Consider the following 22,338-nt stretch of genomic DNA (forward strand, 5'->3'; position numbering starts at 1 on the left):
GCATCATCGATATACTCTTTTCTCGCACTACTTGCCTACTTGTTTCATTTCCCCTCGTAACTATCTGCATCCTCTCTTTTGCTTCCTGTTCGCTTTATCATTTCAATGTTCATCTGATGTTATCAGCCAAAAAGCGAGCGCCGATATCATCCTGAATGACGTGCATGTCGATCCGTATTACACCGCAACCTGTTGCAGAAAGGTATCCAAAGGCATGAATAACCAGTGCGCTTGCCACCGTCAGGATTACTTGACCTGATAGCGCACATCGATGGTATAGACCCGGCTCTGCCAGCTAATATCGGCAGGCGCGCTGGGAAACGGCATGGCGCGCTCCACCAGACGAGCACCCGCCTGATCGAATTCCCGCACACGAGACAACCCAACCACTTCGTGATTCAGCACATTGCCATTGCGGTCCAGGGTGAACTCGACGGTAACCACCCCCTCCATGCGCCTGGCTCCCATCACTCTAGGTGTTTGCTTGTTCTCGAGCAGGTGCTGGCGAACCCGTAAATCGTAGCGATTATCCACATCCGCACTATCAGCCTGGGCAATGCCGGTTTCTTCCAGAGCAGCGCCTTGCGTCGAAGCCCCCTCTTCACCCCCGTGCCCCACCACCGTCTCGATCCTCTCCTCCTCTACCGGCGTATTGTCGACGGCTTCGCGGCGGGGATGAGGCTGCTCGACAGGCTCAATTTTCGGAGGTGGCACTTCTTTTTCGATTGGGTCGGGCACATCGGTCACTACCGGATCAGGCGCCTCCCGGGGCGCGGGCTCACTCTTCTCTACCACCTGCCGTTGCTGCTCGACTGGCGACGCCACGTCAGTTTCTACGGGTGGCTCGGGTTCGGGCGAAGGCTCCTCGGCGATTTCCTGGAAAGCTTCTTCAGGCACCGCGACCGGCGCCGGGGGTGAAGGTACTTCCTTTTGAACGACTTCAGGCTGGATAGCGGCACTACTTTGCTGCGCCCCCGCCATGGCGGCCTGCAGCCCCACGCTAATGGCAGTGCTCTGCGAAGCCTTGGTTGCCGCCACGGAATCGGTATCGAGCTGCCACCAGACGATGCCACCCACCACATGAAAAAGACAGGATAGCCCTGCGTAGAATCCAATACGATGCGATATCAACCGTGGCATCACCAACCGTCTCCAGAGCGCTGCAAGGCCAGATTGGCCACTTCCAGATCCAGCTTTTGCAAGATGGAAAAAAGGGCGACCACTCTCTCCATTGGCGCTTCCCGGTCGCTTTGCACGACGATCTCCAACTGCTCACCATGCGCGTTTTTGAGCACCTCCAACTGCTCATACAATCTGTCGTTACCGTCAATTTCCTGATCGTTCAAACGCCATGCAGGCCCTTCTGACCTGACCGCCAGAATAGCCAGGTGCTTATTTCCTGCGGCCAGGCTCGTCGACTCATTCGCTGAAGGCAAATCGATCTCCATGACCTGCAAAGGCACATTGATCATTAACATCATGAAAGCAATGAGGACGAAAATAACGTCGATCATGGGGGTCATGATATCCTGCAGCGCTACGCTCTGCCCTTCATCGTCCAGCTCAATCATTGCGCTTCTGGCTCCAGCTGCAGGCTATGCGAGATGTAATTCATGACCTCGGTTGCTTCAGCAAGATGTCGCCGAACATACGATCCGATAAGCGCATGAAAAAGCACACATACTACCGCAATGACCATGCCGGCAGCCGTCGTGGACAGCGCCTGCCACAAGCCATCCGCCACGATGGAAGGCTCGACAGGCCCATCACTCAAGCCGATGTCGTAAAAAGAGCGCATGAGACCTACGATCGTGCCCAACAAACCCAGCATGGGTGCCAGGGCCGCAATGGTTACCAAACCGGACATCCGCCTTCTCAGAAGGTTGGCATACCTCATGAGTGTTATCTTGACGGCCTCATCGCGCAGCTGTTTGCTACTTGATTGATGCTGCCTCAACTCTTCGATCGCCCCCTGATAGCCCAGCTCATTTTTCTCGAGGATACTGATCGCCGTGGCAGGGCGACGACGTTTCAATGCTACCGACACATCCTTATAGCGCTGCCTGTCCAGCCCGCGTTTTCTAAAAATGTAAAAACAGCGCTCCATGATCAATGCCAAAGCCGCCATGGAACAGAGCGCCAGGGGGATAAACGTCAAAACGACCCATATATCAGCTTGCATAACCCGTTAAACCCTCTTGACGATCCAGTTCGATCATTTGATTTTCAAAACCTTTGAGACGCTTATAAACTGATATGAGCTCGACAATGCTTGCCCAGCTGAAGACAAGGTAATGCAGAGCGCCTTCCACCTTGTTGAAGGCTCTGAGAATCTGCTGTAGAACACCTAGCGTGATAGCGCCCGACACGATAGTGGGTGCCAGGACGATATAGGGGACCAGTGTGGATAACTGCAGATAGGAGTGCTTCATCAGATCAAAATAAAGATAGTGGCGATACATGGTTAAGTAGTTGGAGCGCACGGAGCGAAAAAGCTGCCTGATGGATTCAGGCTGAGCTCTTTGTATATTATCCTCACCAAAGACGAGCTCCTTTCTCAAGGCAGCTTCCGTTTTCTGATTATTGAACTCCAGACCAGGAAGCTTTATACCCACCAGGGCCATCAGCAGCGTTCCGATGATGGCGGAAATGATAGCGACATAGATGAGCACATGATCAACCTCACCTAATACAGGAACTACCTTTACCTGTTTGCTCAACTCCCAAAGCAGAGGTTGAAAAGCAATCAGCGTCAGCACCGACCTCAACAAGAAGGTGCCCAAGCCCTGCACGAGTTGGGCGAAACGCATCGTATCTTCCTGTATACGCTGCGACGCCCCTTCGATATGACGCACCTTTTCCCAACTGCTCATGTAGTAATCGTGCATTGCGCAACGCCAGCGAAATACATAATGGCGAACAAAGAAGTCGAGCAGAATGGCCACCGCCACGAAAACGGCGGCCACTTTGCCGAAGGTAAGCATATGCAGCAGCAGATCAGTTGTTTCTACAGCGTCAGGTTCCGTCAGGGCCTGCTGGATCGTATCGTAGAAATTGCCGAACCATTCATTGATCTTAACGTCCAGATGCACCTGGTAATAAGTCGCCGACAAGATGGCAGCCGCTCCCAACCAGGACCAGATCGACCACTGCCTATTCAAAAAGAAACACCGAAACATATCTAAAAACCTAGTTGGTAACAGGAAGACCCACGAAGATCGACTGATGCGCCATCGGCAGCAAGGTATCGATGACACTGGATAGAGCATCCTTGGAAATGGATGCACCAAGCTCATCGAAGGAGTTCAGGTAACGGGGAGAAGCATAAGCCTCATAGCTGAGTGCCAGGCGGCGAAGCCAGGTATTGGGATCGTCAAGACGAACACGCTCTGCGTAATGAACGTCGTCGATGAGTTGATCGAAGTTTTCGTTTTCTATCCAGTCAGCCAGGCTCTCCATTACGTCTTCATGGGCAGCCAGCATGGATGACACCTTATCAGGCCCTGTTTCGAACCGGGTTTCAGCCCTGACTTTATTATCTCTATCCAGGGTTACTTCAAATCTCAATGTATAAACACCGCCTAACTCATGGCGCAGCTTTCGCTTCAAGGCTCTTTTGATTATCGGGTTTAACGTGGATACCAAAAAGGCACGCTCCGGCGTCCATTGATAGCTGTGCTCGGATTTGATCTTGACGAGGGCTCTTTGCTCATCGAACATTTCAGACGTTAAATACGCATCATCATCGGAAATGCTGTTATAGAAAGATGACAAGGTACGCTCCCGATGAACAGAAGAGACATAAGGCAGGATGTTCGCCAGCACCTCTTCCTCGCTCAGCTCGCCGACGAGAAACACGGTGACCGGCTGCTGCTGCAGCTCGCTGATGGCCGATACGATGTCATCCGCCGTTAACGCCTCGACGTCACTGGCAGTAGGGTACAAGCCGTCGGATACGCTGAAGAACTCTTCCTCCAGCATGCTGACATGGCTTGTTTCATTGATCTGGTCGAGAAGCTGTCGTCTTACATCTGCGATGTCATCGCCATCAAACCGCCAGTAATTCTGGCGGGACACATAACTTCTGAATGCGTTATTGAGCCCATCACGCGCTGCGATAGTGGCAATATCCAGCTCGTTTTGCTTGTGAGACCATGACCAGTCAACGGCATTTTTCTGCTCCCAGGTTTCAAACCGGGTATAGGTAGAAATATCCAGATCCGCCTGTTCCCAGATCTGCACCGCCAACCGAGAAAGCCAGGGCGATAATTGATCATTAACATATCCCGCCGATGAAAGTGCTTTTATATAGATATCGTCGTTGGGAGTAGGCCTGTCGAGCCAAACGACTCTGTCACCATTTTCCAGCTGCCATTCAGTAACGCTCTCCTGGTCATGGGAGAAAGTGTGGCTAACCGGGTCAGCGGTATTGATCTCCATCATGGACCAGTCCACGTCGGAGGCAATTCCTGAAGCATCCACGGATTCTGAGTCATCAGAAGAAGGAGGTAGGGACTCGCGCCCTGCCCTTTCCACTACAGGAAGAGTAGACTGGGATAGTGCTTCTGCCAGTGCCCTCACCTCTTGCACATCGGGCAGCTCAGCCTGCAGTTCACCCGGCACTTGGTAGAACAGGAACTGATCGGGCGAAGACAGCAGGTCATGTAAGCGCGCGTTCAGCTCTTCCAGCGTCATCGCGTCGATCCACTCCATAAGACGCGCTGATTTATCACTATAATTTTCTTCGACCGACTCCTTGAGTACCGCTTCGGTGAGCTTGTCTTCCCACTGAGCGAAATTACGCTGAGCAACCAGTTCCAGGTTTCTCTGAACGACCTGACGTGCAGCGTCTTTCAAGGTTTCAAACGCATCTTCCTGAAACCCGTCACGGCCAAGCCTTTCGATTTCGCTCAATACCGCTTCGAGTCCGTTCTCATAATCTGTTGTCTTGGCTGAAATGGCCGTGATCAGACGCTCGTTATTCGACGACCTCAATGTCGACACCATATTGAAATCACTCGATACCGCCAAAGGCGTATTTCTTGTTTCACTGAACAGCAGCTTTCTGATGAAGTAATTTTGTAAACGCGCGTACTGTCCCTCCAACGTGTCATAGGGAGCTACCGGCGATCTGAAACCATACGTTACCTCTGAGCTGGTACCCTGTTCGTCCTGCACCTTACCAATCACCAGGCCTGACGCGAGCGGCAGCTCGACATATTCACGCGCAGGAGGCTCGATGAAAGCTTCCTGACCGAAAGATGTCTGTATGCCTTCAATGACCTCGTCTGTATCGATATATCCCGATACGACCAGCGTCATGTTGCTCGGTACATAAAACCGCTTATAGAAAGCCTCGACCTGTTCGGCCGTGATGGCTTGTATATCGTCCAGCGCGCCCATGGTGGGGCGATCCACGTAGCGTGAACCGTTGCGCACAATCGCTTTTTTAGCATCGTTGACACGCGAAGCCACGCTTTGGCCACGGCGCATTTCTTCAAAAATCACTTCACGTTCGACACTCCAATCGTCGTCTGTCATCCGCGCGCCAAACGCCAGGTCGTTGAGCAGGGCAATGGATTCACGTATATCCAGTGCATCGTCCGGGCGTGTTCGGATCATGAACTGCGTTTGTGTCTGGCGAGTAACGGCGTTGATCTGCTTACCCGTTTCCCACCCAATGCCATCCAGAAGCGCCAGAACGTCCCTCTCATGGGCCCTATTCGAGCGAAACACCATATGCTCGACAATATGCGCCATGCCACGCTGCTCATCGTCCACAGAGCCTGCATTAACGATCAAGCGTAAGTTGAAGGGATCCTCCGGATCCCCGCTGTTATACATGACATAGTTAAAACCGTTATCCAGCCTCCCATGCTTGATGGACTCATCCCACGCAAGCTCCTGCGCGCAAACCACACCATGAAAAAAACCCATGCCGAAAATCAGTGCAGATGAGTACAGCCTACTTACGCCCTGATCGCGCCCTCTGCAAAACATTGCATCCGCCTTATGTAGAAAGAACCAACTTTCGAAAGTCGTTAATTGTTTTACCGTTTTATTCCTGCCTCAGTGCATGCATTGCGCTGAGTCACGTGCTCGCTTTACCCACTCGAGCGAGAAAGCGACGCGCCCAAAAAGAATAATCGTTTTCATTACCTAATGTAAATGATCATGATTTTTATTAAGCTTCGCATGCCAGCATGCTATGCTGCGCTTCTAAATATTAAATAAACTGTATATATATCAAGGGAGTCGGACGCGAATGAGAAAAGCTGCTTTGGGGTGCACTTTTCTATCGGCAATCAGCTCAAGCGCTGCGATGGGTAATCAGAAGGTAGACCTGGGGGAAATCGAAATTACCGAACAGGCTTCGATATATTCGAATATCGAACGTGTCAGTCCGGCCTACGAAAGCTTTGATCCTATCGATACCGGTATTTCCGTCATGAGCGGTCAGGCAGTCGAAAACAGGCGCTCGGGAGGGATCGATACCACTGAACTGTTGCGCCCTCTTCCCTTTGTTCAGATGGATGCAAACCTGGACGATGCGACGAAAGAAAGCATACAGTCACTCAGGCCCAGGGATTTTTCTATTTCAGGGGGCAACTACTACGATAACAACATCAGTATCGACGGTATTTCGGCAACCTCCATACACGATGTGACGGCAGCCTCAGGCGAAAACGACTGGAACAACGTCTACACGCAAACCTCCCAAACGTTTTACCTGGACCCTACGCTTATCGGCAACGTTGAAGTGTTCGATTCCAACGTTTCAGCCCGGTATGGCGACTTCATTGGCGGGGTGGTCAATTATGAAATTCGCGACCCCAAAGACAGCTTTGCCTTCAATATCACGACCGGTTTTCAGAACGACAGCCTGGTCAAATACCATGCGCCGGCACCCGATGAAGACGAGCAACCGGCTCCGCCTGCCGACTTCACGAAATACCAGACCTCGGTCACCGTCGACCTTCCGGTCACCGACAGGCTTTTCCTGCTGGCCGCCTACTCGCGGGCGGAATCCAGGGTTCAGTACGAAAAAGACGCTGACCTTGGTTCTTTGACGCACGATAGCGGGGACGTCTCACAGAACTTCCTGCTCAAGGGCCGCTATGACTATAGCGATGACCTGACGTTCGAAGCACAGATAGCTCATAGTCCCTATGAGAGTGAACGTGACCTGCCCAACACGCACGATGGTCTGACGACCAGCGAGTCAAGCGGAACGCAGGGGTACTTTGCCGCCTCGGGTTTTTTCAAGGCGACCAGCTGGAAAAGCAAGCTCTCCTTGATGCACAACGATTCAAGCCGCAGAGCCAATAACAGGCGCATTGCCTGGCGTGGGGAGACGGTTGACTGGTGCTACACGAGCCGCAACTGCCTCGAAGGCGGCGTCGGTAACCTTGACCAGACCCAGACGGACTACACATGGAAGACGGATTTTTCTACCTACCTTCAAAATGGAACGCTCAACTACGGCAGCGAATTCAACTACACCGATGCTGAAAAAAGCCGTGATGAAGAAGCCCGGTACTACTACTTATCTCGCACCGCCGGTAGTGACGGATTCGACTGCGCGCCGGGCGACCCAGCATGTAACGGCCTGAGTGCCGCCTCGAGAGATTTGGTCTACCAACCTTTTGATGCCAATGTCAGCGTCTATAATCATTCGCTCTGGGGTGAATATCTGACCACCTTCGGGAACGTCGACATACGTGCAGGGGCGCGTTACTCCTACGACGATTTCCTTGGCAATCACAACCTGGCGCCTCGTTTGACCGGCACCTGGCAGTTCATGCCCGAGACCTTCTTGACACTCGGCGCCAACCGTTATTACGGCAGAAACATGATCGGGTACGCAATCAATGAGCAGGTGCCTGTTCATACCTGTTATGAACGCCCACTACAAAATGCCGCTGATAACGGTTATGGCGGAATGCCGGGGCAGTGGGATACCTGTGCATTTCAGCCCAGCATCACCAACTATTCGACCTCTGATCTTGATACGCCTTATAGCGATGAACTCACCGCCTCCCTGACGTTTCAGACGCCGCTTAACGGCCACCTACGCCCCAAGGTCGTTTACCGTGAAAACCGCGACCAGTTCTCCCGTAGTGAAAAGCTGACCGACGCTAACGGCACGGATTACTACACGATGGCCAACGACGGTGAAACCGACTATCTGGGCTATGCTCTCGAGTGGTCGGGCAACTACAAGAGCCACTTCTTCAACGCTAACGTCGCCTGGTCAGAGACGCAGACAAATGGTGCCGTGGACTATACGTACGAAGCCGACGATAAAAACGAACTGGTCTACTATAACAACAGGATCATGACCATGGCCGAGTTACGCGAACACGATGCACGCCAGAATTTCGCCGCCCCGCTCAAGGCCTCTCTGAACTGGTCGACGGATTGGCTTTCCGGCGATCTAATCACCGATGCCAGCTTGAACTACCGAGGCAAATACGAGTATCTAACCGACTCACGGAAAAATCATACGGATGACGTAGGTAACACGTATGATATCTATGAGCAAACCAATATTGCCTCGTTAACTACTGTCGATACCAACATCAAATACTATTTCTTGAATCGAAACACGCACAATGCTTCGATAGACGTTAGAATCAAGAATATTTTCGACAGAGTAACAGGCAGTACCAGCAACTATCAGATCGGGCGCTCTTTTTGGCTCGGCTTGAATTACGCATTCAACTAACGAAGCGCATGATCATTCAGCAAGGCGAGCATATCCTCGAGTGATTGCGATATTCTCTCCAGGCGCATGCTCGCTATTGATCTTTTGCAGCGGGGCTACTGAAACCGCCCCGGACGTTTCGAGACGTCCTCGAGCGCCCAGCCTTGGGTGCGCAGCTCTCCTTCCAGCACGGCCTCGAGCTCCGGCGAAAGGTCCGGGAAAAAGTTGAGACCGGTGCGCGCCTCGATCTCATCGATCGTGACCAGGTAGTCTGCCAGCGGCTCGTTGCCGCGCACATCCTGGGGCATGATGAACGCCAGCGCCAGCGGGGCGTCCTCATGCGGGGCAACGATGATCTTGTAAAACGCCTCGGGCACTTCCACGAACCCTACCCGGTTGAACACGTTGTCCATGAAGTGTTCGGGAAATATCGGTCCGGTAATCACCTGCAGGCGATCAAATCGCGGCGCAAAATGATCCATGACCGACTGTTCCAGGCGCTGCCAGAGCTGGCGATTCAGGTTGGGGCGCTGAGGGGACATGTTGCTCATCAAGAACGTATCGAGCTGGGCACGGCGCCCGTGTACGGCGGCAATGGCGTAATTGGGCGCCATGTGCCCCCGGTCATAGCCGCTGCCCGAATAGCTATCGGTTGAGATCGGCCAGAGTGTGCGCCAGTCGGCTTGAAAATTGGGCCGCGGACCGATACGGGTATCGTCAGGTACAGCTTCAAGTTGATAGCTGACCCAGAGCGGATTGACGCGTACATCCGACCAGCCCACCAGGTAGCCATCGTTGCGCAGTACGCGGTGAAAGGTGGTGGGATGAAAGCCGTCCCAGGTAGGCACCCCCATCCAGGTATAGGCATCCTGATACTGACGCTCCTGAAATTCCCAAAGCCCGGCCCCGGCCACCACAAACAGCATGGCAATACCCAAGCGCCGCCCTTGCCGACGCAAGCGCAGAAGCGATCTTCCCACGTTCCCACTCCCTACTTTTTTTAATTTCTTGTCTATTGCTCATGACACGCCGCCATGCTCTAGACGGCGTTTACTTCAGAACTACCAACCCAGCGAAAACATGGTTTCAAGGTCGTGGCGTGAGTGTACCTGCATGGCGTTCAGGGTTTCGGTATCGCTGATGCCTTCGACCGCATTGAGACGCTCGGTCACGAGTTCCGCCAGGCTTTCAAAATCTCGAGTGCGGGCGATGGCTACCAGATCGTAGCGTCCGCAGGTGGAGTACACTTCGCTGATGCCTTCCACGTCCGCTAGACGCTCGGCCACCGCTTTGACCTGGCCTTTGTCGGTATTGATCAAGATAACTGCGTTCTGCATGGCGACCTCACTAAAGGTAAGTGATCCAAAAATACGCAGGGAGTATAACAGGACTGATTGAATCCGCAGCTCACGCACGCCCGCTAGCGCGCGGCGTGGTGCGGTAGCGGTCAGCCAAGGGATCGTATTAAGCTGAATGCTGTCAGACAGCAGTGGCTATCGCTTGAGTAGCATCATTGGCTTCTCAATGATCAGCCAGTCAGAATGAAGAGACACAAATCAGAGATGGCTTACCATCCGTCCACCGTGACCTTACGCGCTATCAAGATGGATAAACGCAAGCCTCAGGAGAAACCATGGCCAATCAGAGCCGTCGACAGTTCTTACGCAGCAGCACGCTGGCCCTGGCCGCCCTGCCATTGGGTATGGGTATTCTTTCCAGAACGGCCTTTGCCCAGACGCTGCCGCGCCTTGATCCAGACGCCCCCAGCGCCCAGGCGCTCAATTATGTAGAGAATGCCAGTGATGCCAGCGACCACCCGGCTTATGAAGCGGGCGAGCGCTGCGATAACTGCATGTTCTATACCGAGCGTACCCAGGGCTGCCAGCTGTTTCCCGAATATAGCGTCGAGCCCGGCGGTTGGTGCCAATCCTGGGTGGCAATGGGCTAAGCCCCCCTGACATTTCAGGGATGCTCCTTGCCTTCCTCCTCGACCGGCCAGCGGTAGCGGTGGGTAACGCGCCCTTCATCCAGCGAAATCAAGTGAACGGGGAACCCCCACAGCTCGTGAAGATGGCGAATCACGGGATAGACGCTTCTCGCCAGCGGGCGGCGGCTATCCTGAACGTGATGCAGCGTCAGCGAGCGGTCCCCGCGAATTGCCGCCTCCACTACCTGCACGTTGGGCTCCTTTACCGAGAGCGCATACTGGATGGAGAGCGCATCGCGCAACCGCCGGTACCCCTGTTCATCATGAATAGCCGCCACTTCAAGGGTTTCGGAGTGATCATCATCCACGATCAGAAATAGCTTGAGGTCGCGCATTACCTTGGGTGATAGAAACTGCTGGATGAACGACTCATCCTTGAAGTTGCGCATGGCGAATTCGAGCGTCGCGCGCCAGGGCGTACCGGCAATATCCGGAAACCATTGGCAGTCCTCTTCAGTAGGTGCCTCACAGATGCGCCGGATATCCCGAAAGATGGCAAACCCCAGCGCGTAAGGATTGATGCCATTGTAGTAGGGGCTATCGAAATCGGGCTGGTTGATGACCGCCGCGTGAGACTGCAGAAACTCCAGCATCAAGCCTTCGTCCACATTGCCCTCGTCATACAGCCGGTTCATCAGCGTGTAGTGCCAGAAACAGGCCCAGCCCTCGTTCATTACCTGGGTCTGGCGCTGCGGATAGAAGTACTGCGCCAGCTTGCGCACGATACGCACGATTTCGCGCTGCCAGGGCGCCAGCAGCGGTGCATTCTTTTCAATGAAATAGAGCAGGTTTTCCTGAGGCTCCGGCGGATAGATGCCACCTTCATGCAGCCCCAGCGGGTCCTCGTCGCGGTGCAAACTGCCAGGCAGCGGCGAAGCGTTGGAGGGTGGCTCGGGAATCGTTCGCCACAGCGTGTTTACCTGAGTTTGCAGGTACGCTTCGCGCTCCTGCTGGCGCTTGGCCTCCTCTTCAGCCGAGATGGGCGAAGGCCGTTTATAGCGATCGACCCCGTAGTTCTGAAGGGCATGACAAGCATCCAGCAGTTGTTCGACGGCGTGTACCCCATGACGCTCCTCGCACTGGGCAATGTACTGCCGCGCAAACACCAGGTAGTCGACGATCGAATCGGCATCGGTCCAGGCACGAAACAGGTAGTTACCCTTGAAAAACGAGTTGTGGCCATAGCAGGCATGCGCCATGACCAGTACCTGCATCATCAGGGTGTTCTCTTCCATCAGATAGGCGATACAGGGGTTGGAGTTGATCACGAGCTCGTAGGCCAGGCCCATCTGGCCGCGCCTGTAGGCCTGCTCGACAGCCAGGAACTGCTTGCCGAACGACCAGTGATGATAGCCCACCGGCATGCCGACGCTGGCGTAGGCATCCATCATCTGCTCGGTGGTGATCACCTCGATCTGGTTGGGGTAGGTGTCCAGCCGGTACTCGTCGGCAAGCGCTGCCAGCTTGTCGTTGAAATGCTCAAGAATGGTGAAATTCCAGTCAGACCCCGTGGCTATGGGTTGTCGAGACTCGGTCATGGCACACTCCTCTCGCAATAGCCGCTAGTCGGCTTGACTCAAGCGACGCTTGAACAGCTCGCGAAAAACGCAATAGATATCGCTGGCTTCGACAATCTGGCGCATGGCAAAGCGCTCGGGAAAATGGCCTGCTACGCTTTCGTACTCGTGCCACAACGACTGATGATCGTGGGGCGTGATCTCCACGTAGGCGTAGTATTGAAGCTGCGGCATCAGCTGCTTGATGAGCATGTCGCGGCAGGTGTGGGAGTCATCGTCCCAGTTATCCCCGTCCGAGGCCTGGGCCACGTAGAGATTCCACTTCTCCGGCGGGTAGCGCGCCTGGATAATCGTGTTGACCAGTTTCAAGGCACTGGACACGATCGTGCCGCCGGTTTCACGAGAGTAGAAGAACTCCTCCTCGCTGACTTCCCGGGCGGCCGTGTGGTGGCGCACGAACACCAGCTCCACCTTCTCGTAATGCTTCTCCAGAAACATGTAGAGCAGCAGGAAAAAGCGCTTGGCGATATCCTTGTGGTTCTGCGTCATGGAACCGGACACATCCATCACGCAGAACATGACCGCCTGGCTCGAAGGCTGCGGCTGGGCGCTTAGCTGGTGGTAACGCAGATCGTAGGTATCGATGAAGGGCACCGCTTCGATGCGTTTTTCAAGGCGCTCGATCTCCGCTTTCAGCTCGACGATACGCGCGGGGTTGCGCAGCACCGGGTCCTTGCGCTCCTCGTCTTCCAGCGCCTTTTGAGCCTCCAGCAGCGCGCGCTTGATCGGCGCACGCATGGCAATACGCCGAGCGTAGGCCTCACGCATGGAGCGGGTAATGCTGATGCGCGCCGGCACGCCATCACGCGAAAGCCCCGCGCGTACCATCCTGACCTCCTCCAGCGACTTGAGCGGCTTGCGCTGCAGGTGGGGAAGCTCCAGGCCGTCGAACACGAATTCCAGAAACTCTTCACGAGTCAGAGTGAAGGCAAATTCGTCGTTACCTTCCCCCTGGTTGGAAGCCCCACCCTCGCCGGCGCCATTCCCGCCGCCCTGGCCGCCGGGCCGGCGAATCCTGTCGCCCTGCACAAACTCCTTGTTGCCCGGCGAGACGATACTGCGCGCCCCGCCAGGGCCATGCTGAAACACCGGCTCGGAAATATCCTTGGTCGGAATGGAGATTTTCTCGCCGCGCTCCATATCGGTAATCGAGCGGCGGTTGACCGCTTCTTCCACCGAACGCTTGATATGCTTGCGGTAACGCTCCAGAAAGCGCTGCCGGTTGACCGCGCTCTTGTGCTTGGCGTTGGGTCTTCGATCGATAAAGTAGGTCATGCGACCTCCTCAAGCCCGGAAGGTAGATGCAGCTATTGGGACTTGCGTACGCGCAGATACCACTCGGAAAGTAGCCGCACCTGCTTTTCGGTATAGCCGCGTTCCACCATGCGAGCCACGAAGTCCTCGTGCTTTTTCTGGTCCGACTTCGAGGCCTTGGCATTGAACGAAATGACCGGCAAGAGTTCTTCGGTGTTGGCAAACATCTTGTGCTCGATCACGCCCTTGAGCTTTTCATAGGACTGCCAGCTGGGGTTCATGCCGTTGTTCTGGGCGCGGGCGCGAAGCACAAAATTCACCACCTCGTGACGAAAGTCCTTCGGATTGGAAATACCCGCGGGCTTCTCGATCTTCTCAAGCTCTTCATTGAGCGACTGGCGGTTCAGAAGCTCTCCGGTTTCCGGGTCACGGTACTCCTGATCCTGGATCCAGAAATCCGCATAGGTGACGTAGCGGTCAAAGATGTTCTGACCATACTCGCTGTAGGACTCGAGGTAGGCGGTCTGGATCTCCTTGCCGATGAAGGCTACATAGCGCGGTGCCAGGAACTCCTTGATGAAGCCCAGATAGCGCTCGAACACGTCAGACGGCAGCTGTTCGCGCTCCAGCGCCTGCTCCAGCACGTAGAGCAGATGCACCGGGTTGGCGGCCACTTCCAGGCTGTCGAAGTTGAATACCTTGGAGAGGATCTTGAACGCAAAGCGCGTCGAGAGGCCCTGCATGCCTTCATCCACCCCGGCGGCGTCACGATACTCCTGAATCGACTTGGCGCGCGGGTCGGTGTCCTTCAGGTTCTCGCCGTCATACACGCGCATCTTGGAGTAGATGCTGGAGTTTTCGGGCACCTTCAAGCGCGAGAGCACCGAGAACTGCGCCAGCATGCGCAGCGTATCCGGCGCGCAGGGGGCGGCGTTGAGCGAGGAGTCCTCCAGCAGCTTCTGGTAGATCTTGACCTCTTCGGACACCCGCAGGCAGTACGGCACCTTGACGATATATACCCGGTCAAGAAAGGCCTCGTTGTTGCGGTTATTGCGAAATGCCTGCCACTCGGACTCATTGGAGTGGGCCAGGATCACGCCATCAAACGGAATCGCCCCCATGCCCTCGGTCGGGTTGTAGTTGCCCTCCTGGGTGGCCGTGAGCAGCGGATGCAGCACCTTGATGGGCGCCTTGAACATCTCCACGAACTCCATCAACCCCTGGTTGGCACGGCACAGCCCGCCGGAGAAGCTGTAGGCGTCCGGGTCGTCCTGGGAGTAGAGTTCGAGCTTTCGGATATCTACCTTGCCCACCAGCGAGGAGATATCCTGGTTGTTCTCGTCGCCAGGTTCGGTCTTGGAAATCGCGATCTGGTTGAGCCGCGAGGGGTAAAGACGCACCACGCGAAACTGCGAGACATCCCCACCGTACTCCTTCAACCGCTTGGCTGCCCAAGGCGACATCACGCTCTTGATATAGCGCGGGGCGATGCCGTACTCATGTTCGAGAAGCTCGCCATCCTCTTCCGGCGAGAACAGCCCAAGGGGGGATTCATATACCGGCGATCCCTTGATTGCATAGAAAGGAATACGCTCCATGAGCAGTTTCAGACGCTCAGCAAGCGATGACTTGCCGCCGCCCACCGGCCCGAGCAGATAGAGAATCTGCTTGCGCTCCTCAAGACCCTGAGCGGCATGGCGAAAATAGGCCACGATCTGCTCGATAGCCTCCTCCATGCCGTGGAACTCGGCAAATGCCGGGTAGCGACGGATCACCTTGTTGGAGAAGATACGTGAAAGGCGCGGGTCCTTTGCCGTATCGATGACGTTGGGCTCGCCGATGGCCTCAAGCATGCGCTCGGCGGCGCTGGCATACACTCCGGGGTCACGCTTGCAGAGCGCCAGATACTCCTCAAGGCTCATGTCTTCTTGCTGAACGCGGGCAAAACGGTCTTGAACGTGATCAAAGATGCTCATGGAACTCTCCTTTGGCACAGCCCAGGCCACCGCCCTTTCAATCATCCACCGTGCGATGTGCCTAATGCAGGGTCGTTTTATCAGCGTAGTCATCAATGCAGAAAGCGAGAGTAAAACCTTCAACGCTAAATGCGCGGTACCGCTGCCAACGTATATGCAGAACTCGAAAATTGGAGCATCTTGTGAACATGATGCTGGAACACGAGGGACGCCTCATGTTCGAATGCAGCTGATACGGATGCAGATACGCTGAATGACTCAACGGCGAGCTGCGGCCCGCCCTTTTCACACCAGACCCGCCTGCAAACCAGGAGAGATAAACTCATGCCGATTCGTCGTGCCCTGATCACCGCACTACTGCCGCTGCTTGCCGCCACTGCTGCTCAGGCCCAGCAGGGAGCGTCCAATGTCGAGACTCAACGCTTTCAGGATTGGGAGGTAGAGTGCCCCACCGGCGCCGGCCAGCAGGGCTGCATCATGAGCCAGATGGTCAACAACCCCGACAGCAACGAACCCCTGATGCGCGCCATGGTCGGCTACCCGCCCCAGGCTCAGGGTAATGCGGTAATCGCCTTCATGCTGCCGCTGGGAGTAAATCTGGCGCCGGGTATGCAGCTTCAGGTGGATAACAACGAGCCGGTTGGCTTCCCCTACCAGTTCTGCCACGAGCAGGGCTGCCGCGCCGACCTGCCGCTGGAGCCGAGCATGCTGCAACAGCTGCGCAGCGGCAATAGCGCTACCGTCAGCGCCATCGCCCCGGACGGCCAGCGCCTCGATCTCAATCTGTCGCTGATGGGCTTTACCAGCGCCAGCCAAGAGATCACGCCCTGAACTCATACCGCCGCCCCAGGGCGGCGGTATGGGCCATCGGCGCTAGGCCATGGCCTCGCGAATATCGGCCATCAGCTGGTCGAGTAGCTCCACGGTAGTGTTCCAGGCGCACACGAAACGCGCCCCGCCCGCGCCGATAAAGGTGTAGAAGGTCCAGCCCTTGGCCTTGAGCGCGTTGATGGCATGGGACGGGAGTTCGACAAACACGCTGTTGGCCTGGGTCGGGAACATCAAGGAGACACCAGGCAGCGCCTGCAGCCCTTTGGAAAGATAATCGGCCATGGCGTTGGCGTGCTGTGCATTGGTCAGCCAGGCGCCGCTTTCCAGCAGGCCGAGCCAAGGCGCGGAAATATAGCGCATCTTGGAAGCCAGCTGGCCTGCCTGCTTACAGCGGTAGGAGAAGTCTTCGGCAAGTTCGCGATTGAAGAACAGGATGGCTTCACCCATCGCCAGCCCGTTCTTGGTGCCCGAGAAGCACAGCGCGTCCACGCCCACTTGCCAGGTCAGCTCCGCTGGCGTGGCATCAAGCCCGGCGCAGGCGTTGGCAAATCGGGCGCCGTCCATGTGCAGGCGCAGGTCGTGCTTGTCGGCGATGGCGCGAATCGCCAGCAGCTCTTCGCGGGTATATACCGTGCCCACTTCGGTGGCCTGGGTAAGCGAGACGACCTTGGGCTTTGGGTAGTGAATGTCGCGGCGCTTGGTGACCAGCGCTTCGATACCTTCAGGGGTCAGCTTGCCGTTCGCCCCGGGCGACGTCAAAAGCTTGGCACCGTTGGAAAAGAACTCCGGCCCGCCGCACTCGTCGGTTTCGATATGCGCAAGCTCATGACAGATCACGCTGTGGTAGCTGCGCCCCATTGCCGAAAGCGCCAGTGAGTTGGCAGCGGTGCCGTTGAACACGAAAAAAACGTCGCAGTCATAGTCGAACATTTCCCGAAAACGGTTCGCGGCCCGCTCGGTCCAGCGGTCGTTGCCATAGGCCAGGTCGTCTGCCTGATTCGCTTCCATCAAGTACTGCATGGCTTCCGGGCAGATACCCGAGGTGTTGTCACTGGCTAGAAATCGCGGGGTACACTCCGAAGTCATGGCGCTGGTCCTTTTTGACGGACGCTGTCTTTCTGACACGTCTTTTACTGACATTGTCTTTTTACTGACATCGTCTTTAAGTGACATAGTTACGGCGCCAGCTGGGTGCCACTAGCGCCTTGAACACCACCCCATGCTTGACAGGGTGATGGGTCTGTCAGTCTATCGTCATTTACGAACAAGCGTCACCTGCGGTTATCAACGACTTAAAGCGTGGCAGCCAGGCGCATGCCCTGATCGATGGCTCGCTTGGCATCCAGCTCCGCCGCCTCGTCGGCGCCGCCAATGACGTGCACCCGCTTGTCGGCAGCGTCAAGCGGCGCGATCAGATCGCGCACGGATTCCTGGCCCGCACAGACCACGATGCTATCCACCTCGAGCACCTGCACTTGACCATCGCGCCGAATATGCAGCCCCGCATCGTCCACCTTCAGATACTCACAGCCGGTCAGCGTCTTGACGCCGCGCGCCTTCAGCGAGGCGCGGTGCACCCAGCCCGTGGTCTTGCCCAGATACTTGCCCGCCTTGGAGCTCTTGCGTTGAAGCATGACGATCTCCCGCGATACCGCCGGGGCCAGGGGCGCCTTCAAGCCGCCGGGCTCGCTGACCGACAGATCCACCCCCCACTCCTTGCACCAGGTATCGACATCCAGCGCCGGATGCTCCTCGTGAGCCAGCAGCTCGGAGACGTCAAAACCGATGCCGCCGGCGCCAATCACGGCCACCCGCCGGCCCACGCGGCTCGGGTTCTCGATGGCTTCGGCGTAGCTGATCACGCGCTCGTGCTCGGCACCGGGCAGCGTCAAGGTGCGTGGGCGCACGCCGCTTGCCATCACGATGTCATCGAACTCCGCCAACGCCTCTACAGTGGCGCGGGTGTTCAGGCGCACCTCGACGGCGTACTTTTCCAGCATGACGCGGTAGTAGCGCAGGGTCTCGTTGAACTCCTCCTTGCCGGGGATTCGGCGGGCATAGTTGAACTGCCCCCCCAACTCGGCACGCTGCTCGAACAGCACCACGTGATGCCCTCGGCGGGCCGCCGTAACCGCGGTGGCAAGACCCGCCGGCCCGCCGCCCACCACCGCCACGCGCTTGGACGCCGCGGCAGGCTCGATGACCAGCTCGGTTTCGTGGCAAGCGCGGGGGTTGACCAAACAAGAAGTCAGCTTGCCGGCAAAGGTGTGATCCAGACACGCCTGGTTACAGGCAATACAGGTATTGATTTCATCGGCACGCCCCTCCTTGGCCTTTTCGACCCAGGCCGGGTCGGCCAGAAACGGCCGGGCCATGGAGACCATGTCGGCGTGGCCGTCGGCCAGTACCGCCTCGGCCACGCTTGGCATGTTGATCCGGTTGGTGGTCACCAGCGGAATCGAGAGCGCGGCTTTCACCCGGCGACTCACTTCGGTGAAGGCCGCTCGCGGCACGCTGGTCACGATGGTCGGCACCCGCGCTTCATGCCAGCCGATGCCGGTATTGATCAGGTTGGCGCCAGCCGCTTCCACGGCCTGGCCAAGCGCGACGATTTCCTCATGGGTACTGCCCTCCTCCACCAGGTCGATCATCGAGAGGCGGAAGATCACCAGGAATCGCTCGCCCACGGCCTCGCGAACGCGCTTGACGATCTCCACGGGAAAGCGAATACGGTTCTCGAAGCTGCCGCCCCACTCATCCGTGCGCCGGTTGGTGCGCTGGCAGATGAACTGGTTGATCAGGTAGCCTTCCGAGCCCATGATTTCCACACCATCGTAGCCCGCCTTCTGGGCAAGCACGGCGCAGCGCACGTAGTCATCGATCTGCTGCTCGACCTCGTCGCCTTGCAATTCACGCGGTGTGAACGGGTTGATCGGCGCCTGAATGGCCGAAGGCGCTACCAACGCCGGCGAGTAGGCGTAGCGTCCGGCGTGTAGAATCTGCATGCACAGATGCCCGCCTTCGGCGTGAACCGCTTCGACGACCTCGCGGTGCTCGGGTAGATGCGAATCATCGGTCAGCGCATGGGCACCCTGGAATACCGCGCCTTCTGGATTGGGCGCAATGCCCCCGGTCACGATCAAGCTCACCCCGGCCCGCGCGCGCTCGGCATAAAAGGCCGCCAGCCTTGCAAAGCCGTCTGGCGCTTCTTCAAGGTTGGTATGCATGGAGCCCATCAGCAGGCGATTGGGCAGTGTCAGGTGACCAACGGTCATCGGCTGAAAAAGAGACGGGTAAGCGGGCGCACGGGTCATCACGGTTCTCCTTGGCGTTATTCAAACAAGCGTATGACATCCTTGTCACCGCGTACAGTCTTCGCTTGCGACACGCGATAAAGCACGTAACATTATCCGGCTAACGACAAGGAAAACTGTGATGCCGCTGATCTACTTTCTACCGCCGCTTGCCACCGTCTTGATCTGGTCGGGCAACATGACCATCAACCAACTGAGCGTCGGCGCCATTGCGCCGAGCAGCATCGCCTTTCTGCGCTGGCTGCTGGCGCTTCTGGTCATGACGCCGTTCGTTCTTCCGGCGGTCATTCGCCATCGCCAGGAGATCGCCCGGAACGGGTACAAGCTCGCGGCCCTCGGGCTTCTGGGCATGGGGCTATGGCAAGGCCTTGCCTATGTGGCCGCGGAAACCACCACGGCGACCAACATGGGCATTCTGGCCGCCATGGTACCGCTTCTGACCGTTCTGATGAGCGCGTTGATCCTGCGCGAGCCGCCTACGCTTGGTGGCGTGATAGGCGGCGTGCTGGCATTTATCGGCGTGACTGTACTGCTGGGCCGCGGCAATCCCCTTTCGCTTCTGAACCTGGAGGTGGCACGAGGCGACGCGCTGATGGTGGTCGCCGCCAGCTGCTACGCGCTATACGGTGTCATGCTCAAGCGCTGGAAAATGAACTTGCCGCCCTGGGTGATGCTCTATGCTCAGGTATGTTGTGCGGTGCTGTTTCTGCTGCCGCCCTACCTGATGGGCCCCATGACCCCGGTCGATAGCCAGAACATCGGGCTGATCGTGTATGCGGGCATTCCTGCCTCGGTCATTACCACCTATCTATGGATGCGTGCCGTGCGTCAGATCGGCGCCAACCAGGCGAGCATCTTCATCAACTTGATGCCGCTGTTCAGTGCGCTGATTGCCATGGTGATGCTGGGCGAGCAGGTGGCGAGCTTTCACTTTACCGGCGGCCTGCTGATTCTGGCCGGCGTCATCATGGCACAGACCCTGACGCGCCCGCTGGTACAAGGCGTAGCAGCAAATAAGCCAGGCCGCGCCTAGCCATCTTGTACTAAGCTGTTTTCTTTTTATTCTGGAACCCCCTGACATGTCCTTAGAAGAACTGCATCTAAATCTGCGCAACCTGACGAGCGATGATTACGATCAGCTCAAGACATTGATGGACGCTGTCTATCACGATATCGGCGGTGCCTGGCCCCGGCACACTATCGACAAGCTGATCCAGGAGTTTCCCGACGGCCAGATCGCCATTGAAGACGACGGCCATCTAGTTGGCGTGGCGCTCACGGTGCAGGTGGACTACGACGAATTTTCCAACCCGCACAAGTATGACGATCTGATCGGCCACCGCGAGATCATCCTCAACAACGAGGAGGGCGATGCGATGTACGGGCTGGATGTGCTGATCCACCCGGACTACCGCGGCTATCGCCTGGGCCGACGCCTCTACGAAGCGCGCAAGGAGCTTTGCCGTTCGCACAATCTGCGCGCCATCCTGGCCGGCGGACGCATTCCCGAGTACTACCAGCACGCCGACGAACTGACCCCGGCCCAGTACATCGACAAGGTCTCGCGCAAGGAGATCTACGACCCGATTCTGTCGTTTCAGCTGGCCAACGACTTCCAGGTCAAGCGCCTGCTGCGCAAGTACCTGCCCGAAGACGAACAGTCCCGGGGCTACGCGACGCTGCTCGAGTGGAACAACATCCTTTTCGAGCCTGCCGAGAACGTGCTGGACACACGCCCCACCCAGGTGCGGGTGGGCGCCGTCCAGTGGCAGATGCGCGAGTTTTCCTCGGTCGAAGCCGCGCTCCAGCAGATCGAATACTTCGTGGACGCCCTATCGGATTATCAAAGCGACTTTGCCGTCTTTCCGGAGCTGTTCACCACCCCCCTGATGGGCTTGCAGGACCGCACCGCCCAGCAGGACCAGCGGGGCTCCATCCGCTTTCTGGCAAGCTTTACCGAGCGTTTCAAGGCCGAGCTTTCGCGCATGGCGGTGTCCTACAACATCAACATCGTGGGCGGTTCGATGATCGAAGTGGGCGAGGATGACCGGCTCTACAACGTGTCCTATCTCTTCCATCGCGACGGCGACATCGACAAGCAGGCCAAGCTGCATATCACTCCGCAGGAGCGCCGCGACTGGGTGATCGAGGGGGGCGACAATCTGCAGGTATTCGATACCGACGCCGGGCGCGTGGGCATTCTGATCTGCTACGACGTGGAGTTCCCGGAACTTGGCCGGCTGCTGGCCGACCAGGACATGGACATCCTCTTCGTACCCTTCTGGACCGACACCAAGAACGGCTACCTGCGGGTGCGCCATTGCGGCCAGGCCCGCGCCATCGAGAACGAATGCTACGTGGTCCTGTGCGGGAGTGTGGGCAACCTGCCCTCGATCGAGAGCCTGGATATCCAGTACGCCCAGTCGGCGGTGTTTACGCCGTCGGATTTTGCCTTCCCCCACGACGCGGTGCTGGCGGAAACCACGCCCAATACCGAGATGATCTTCTTCTCGGACCTGGACCTGACGCGCCTGACCATCGTGCGCGCCGAAGGCTCGGTGACCAACCTGAAGGACCGCCGCAAGGATCTGTTCGACCTGCGCTGGCGCGACTGGTCGCTGAAGTCCGGTGCCAATCTGGACGAGTAAGGCATAAAAGCGCTTTTTTACCCATACAAGAACGCCGCCCGTTG

Annotated in this window: 17 protein-coding genes; 5 read left to right on the forward strand and 12 right to left on the reverse strand. The window is 56.9% G+C overall.

Going from position 1 to position 22,338, the window contains the following annotated elements; genetic code table 11:
- Positions 1-246 precede the first annotated feature (246 nt).
- Genes HW452_RS10920 through HW452_RS10940 form a run of 5 tightly spaced genes read right to left on the reverse strand, consistent with a single transcriptional unit; the run spans position 247 to position 5,937 of the window.
- A complete protein-coding gene (locus HW452_RS10920) occupies positions 247-1,140 on the reverse strand; it encodes an energy transducer TonB (protein ID WP_224106135.1) in 894 nt (297 codons plus the stop codon).
- Positions 1,140-1,571, reverse strand: a complete 432-nt coding sequence (locus HW452_RS10925) for an ExbD/TolR family protein (protein ID WP_224106136.1) — start codon at positions 1,569-1,571, stop codon at positions 1,140-1,142. The genes HW452_RS10920 and HW452_RS10925 overlap by 1 nt, the downstream gene beginning before the upstream one ends.
- On the reverse strand, positions 1,568-2,182 hold the full coding sequence (locus HW452_RS10930) for a MotA/TolQ/ExbB proton channel family protein (RefSeq protein ID WP_224106137.1): 615 nt from the start codon (positions 2,180-2,182) through the stop codon (positions 1,568-1,570). Before HW452_RS10930 ends, HW452_RS10925 begins: the two co-directional genes overlap by 4 nt.
- Positions 2,172-3,179: a putative transporter gene (locus HW452_RS10935; RefSeq protein WP_224106138.1), complete on the reverse strand. Its 1,008-nt coding sequence runs from the start codon at positions 3,177-3,179 to the stop codon at positions 2,172-2,174. Before HW452_RS10935 ends, HW452_RS10930 begins: the two co-directional genes overlap by 11 nt.
- 10 nt (positions 3,180-3,189) lie before the next feature.
- Complete coding sequence (locus HW452_RS10940; protein ID WP_224106139.1) at positions 3,190-5,937, reverse strand: M16 family metallopeptidase; 2,748 nt, start codon at positions 5,935-5,937, stop codon at positions 3,190-3,192.
- A 328-nt stretch (positions 5,938-6,265) separates the two neighbouring features.
- Here HW452_RS10940 and HW452_RS10945 point away from each other — a divergent pair, with 328 nt between their 5' ends.
- The gene (locus tag HW452_RS10945) at positions 6,266-8,728 is read left to right on the forward strand and encodes a TonB-dependent receptor plug domain-containing protein (RefSeq protein ID WP_224106140.1); all 2,463 of its coding nucleotides are present in this window, start codon (positions 6,266-6,268) and stop codon (positions 8,726-8,728) included.
- Between the two features lie 95 nt (positions 8,729-8,823).
- On the opposite strand, the gene HW452_RS10950 is transcribed toward HW452_RS10945, so the two are convergent.
- Positions 8,824-9,633, reverse strand: a complete 810-nt coding sequence (locus HW452_RS10950; RefSeq protein WP_263433634.1) for a DNA/RNA non-specific endonuclease — start codon at positions 9,631-9,633, stop codon at positions 8,824-8,826.
- A gap of 135 nt (positions 9,634-9,768) precedes the next feature.
- Positions 9,769-10,044: an Lrp/AsnC family transcriptional regulator gene (locus HW452_RS10955; protein ID WP_008958975.1), complete on the reverse strand. Its 276-nt coding sequence runs from the start codon at positions 10,042-10,044 to the stop codon at positions 9,769-9,771.
- Between the two features lie 296 nt (positions 10,045-10,340).
- On the opposite strand from HW452_RS10955, the gene HW452_RS10960 reads away from it, so the two are divergent.
- Positions 10,341-10,655: a high-potential iron-sulfur protein gene (locus tag HW452_RS10960; RefSeq protein WP_224106142.1), complete on the forward strand. Its 315-nt coding sequence runs from the start codon at positions 10,341-10,343 to the stop codon at positions 10,653-10,655.
- Positions 10,656-10,669: 14 nt separating this feature from the next.
- Here HW452_RS10960 and HW452_RS10965 read toward each other — a convergent pair whose 3' ends face one another.
- From HW452_RS10965 to HW452_RS10975, 3 genes are read right to left on the reverse strand one after another with little or no spacing between them, the layout of a single operon-like run.
- Positions 10,670-12,232 (reverse strand): SpoVR family protein, encoded by a 1,563-nt coding sequence (locus HW452_RS10965; RefSeq protein WP_224106143.1) that lies wholly within the window; start codon positions 12,230-12,232, stop codon positions 10,670-10,672.
- 24 nt (positions 12,233-12,256) lie between these two features.
- Positions 12,257-13,546 carry a YeaH/YhbH family protein gene (locus HW452_RS10970; RefSeq protein ID WP_224106144.1) on the reverse strand — a complete coding sequence of 430 codons (1,290 nt, stop codon included), beginning with the start codon at positions 13,544-13,546 and terminating at the stop codon, positions 12,257-12,259.
- A gap of 32 nt (positions 13,547-13,578) precedes the next feature.
- On the reverse strand, positions 13,579-15,501 hold the full coding sequence (locus HW452_RS10975) for a PrkA family serine protein kinase (protein ID WP_224106145.1): 1,923 nt from the start codon (positions 15,499-15,501) through the stop codon (positions 13,579-13,581).
- A 324-nt stretch (positions 15,502-15,825) separates the two neighbouring features.
- On the opposite strand from HW452_RS10975, the gene HW452_RS10980 reads away from it, so the two are divergent.
- On the forward strand, positions 15,826-16,332 hold the full coding sequence (locus HW452_RS10980; RefSeq protein ID WP_224106146.1) for an invasion associated locus B family protein: 507 nt from the start codon (positions 15,826-15,828) through the stop codon (positions 16,330-16,332).
- 42 nt (positions 16,333-16,374) lie between these two features.
- On the opposite strand, the gene HW452_RS10985 is transcribed toward HW452_RS10980, so the two are convergent.
- Together HW452_RS10985 and HW452_RS10990 are read right to left on the reverse strand one after the other, a co-directional pair.
- Complete coding sequence (locus HW452_RS10985) at positions 16,375-17,418, reverse strand: threonine aldolase family protein (RefSeq protein WP_224106147.1); 1,044 nt, start codon at positions 17,416-17,418, stop codon at positions 16,375-16,377.
- A 206-nt stretch (positions 17,419-17,624) separates the two neighbouring features.
- Entirely contained in the window at positions 17,625-19,646 is a 2,022-nt protein-coding gene (locus HW452_RS10990; protein ID WP_224106148.1) for an NADPH-dependent 2,4-dienoyl-CoA reductase, read from the reverse strand.
- 121 nt (positions 19,647-19,767) lie between these two features.
- On the opposite strand from HW452_RS10990, the gene HW452_RS10995 reads away from it, so the two are divergent.
- Positions 19,768-20,679, forward strand: a complete 912-nt coding sequence (locus tag HW452_RS10995; RefSeq protein ID WP_224106149.1) for a DMT family transporter — start codon at positions 19,768-19,770, stop codon at positions 20,677-20,679.
- Positions 20,680-20,725: 46 nt separating this feature from the next.
- The gene (locus HW452_RS11000) at positions 20,726-22,294 is read left to right on the forward strand and encodes a bifunctional GNAT family N-acetyltransferase/carbon-nitrogen hydrolase family protein (protein ID WP_224106150.1); all 1,569 of its coding nucleotides are present in this window, start codon (positions 20,726-20,728) and stop codon (positions 22,292-22,294) included.
- Positions 22,295-22,338 lie beyond the last annotated feature (44 nt).

Origin of the sequence: Vreelandella aquamarina (assembly GCF_020075495.1) — a bacterium.
GTDB classification, from domain to species: domain Bacteria; phylum Pseudomonadota; class Gammaproteobacteria; order Pseudomonadales; family Halomonadaceae; genus Vreelandella; species Vreelandella aquamarina_A.

Excerpts from the sequence above, each read along its gene's own strand:
- HW452_RS10920 (WP_224106135.1), bottom strand. The coding sequence starts at position 1,140 with ATGCCACGGTTGATATCGCATCGTATTGGATTCTACGCAGGGCTATCC.
- HW452_RS10925 (WP_224106136.1), bottom strand. The coding sequence starts at position 1,571 with ATGATTGAGCTGGACGATGAAGGGCAGAGCGTAGCGCTGCAGGATATC.
- HW452_RS10930 (WP_224106137.1), bottom strand. The coding sequence starts at position 2,182 with ATGCAAGCTGATATATGGGTCGTTTTGACGTTTATCCCCCTGGCGCTC.
- HW452_RS10935 (WP_224106138.1), bottom strand. The coding sequence starts at position 3,179 with ATGTTTCGGTGTTTCTTTTTGAATAGGCAGTGGTCGATCTGGTCCTGG.
- HW452_RS10940 (WP_224106139.1), bottom strand. The coding sequence starts at position 5,937 with ATGGGTTTTTTTCATGGTGTGGTTTGCGCGCAGGAGCTTGCGTGGGAT.
- HW452_RS10945 (WP_224106140.1), top strand. The coding sequence starts at position 6,266 with ATGAGAAAAGCTGCTTTGGGGTGCACTTTTCTATCGGCAATCAGCTCA.
- HW452_RS10950 (WP_263433634.1), bottom strand. The coding sequence starts at position 9,633 with ATGCTGTTTGTGGTGGCCGGGGCCGGGCTTTGGGAATTTCAGGAGCGT.
- HW452_RS10955 (WP_008958975.1), bottom strand. The coding sequence starts at position 10,044 with ATGCAGAACGCAGTTATCTTGATCAATACCGACAAAGGCCAGGTCAAA.
- HW452_RS10960 (WP_224106142.1), top strand. The coding sequence starts at position 10,341 with ATGGCCAATCAGAGCCGTCGACAGTTCTTACGCAGCAGCACGCTGGCC.
- HW452_RS10965 (WP_224106143.1), bottom strand. The coding sequence starts at position 12,232 with ATGACCGAGTCTCGACAACCCATAGCCACGGGGTCTGACTGGAATTTC.
- HW452_RS10970 (WP_224106144.1), bottom strand. The coding sequence starts at position 13,546 with ATGACCTACTTTATCGATCGAAGACCCAACGCCAAGCACAAGAGCGCG.
- HW452_RS10975 (WP_224106145.1), bottom strand. The coding sequence starts at position 15,501 with ATGAGCATCTTTGATCACGTTCAAGACCGTTTTGCCCGCGTTCAGCAA.
- HW452_RS10980 (WP_224106146.1), top strand. The coding sequence starts at position 15,826 with ATGCCGATTCGTCGTGCCCTGATCACCGCACTACTGCCGCTGCTTGCC.
- HW452_RS10985 (WP_224106147.1), bottom strand. The coding sequence starts at position 17,418 with ATGACTTCGGAGTGTACCCCGCGATTTCTAGCCAGTGACAACACCTCG.
- HW452_RS10990 (WP_224106148.1), bottom strand. The coding sequence starts at position 19,646 with ATGACCCGTGCGCCCGCTTACCCGTCTCTTTTTCAGCCGATGACCGTT.
- HW452_RS10995 (WP_224106149.1), top strand. The coding sequence starts at position 19,768 with ATGCCGCTGATCTACTTTCTACCGCCGCTTGCCACCGTCTTGATCTGG.
- HW452_RS11000 (WP_224106150.1), top strand. The coding sequence starts at position 20,726 with ATGTCCTTAGAAGAACTGCATCTAAATCTGCGCAACCTGACGAGCGAT.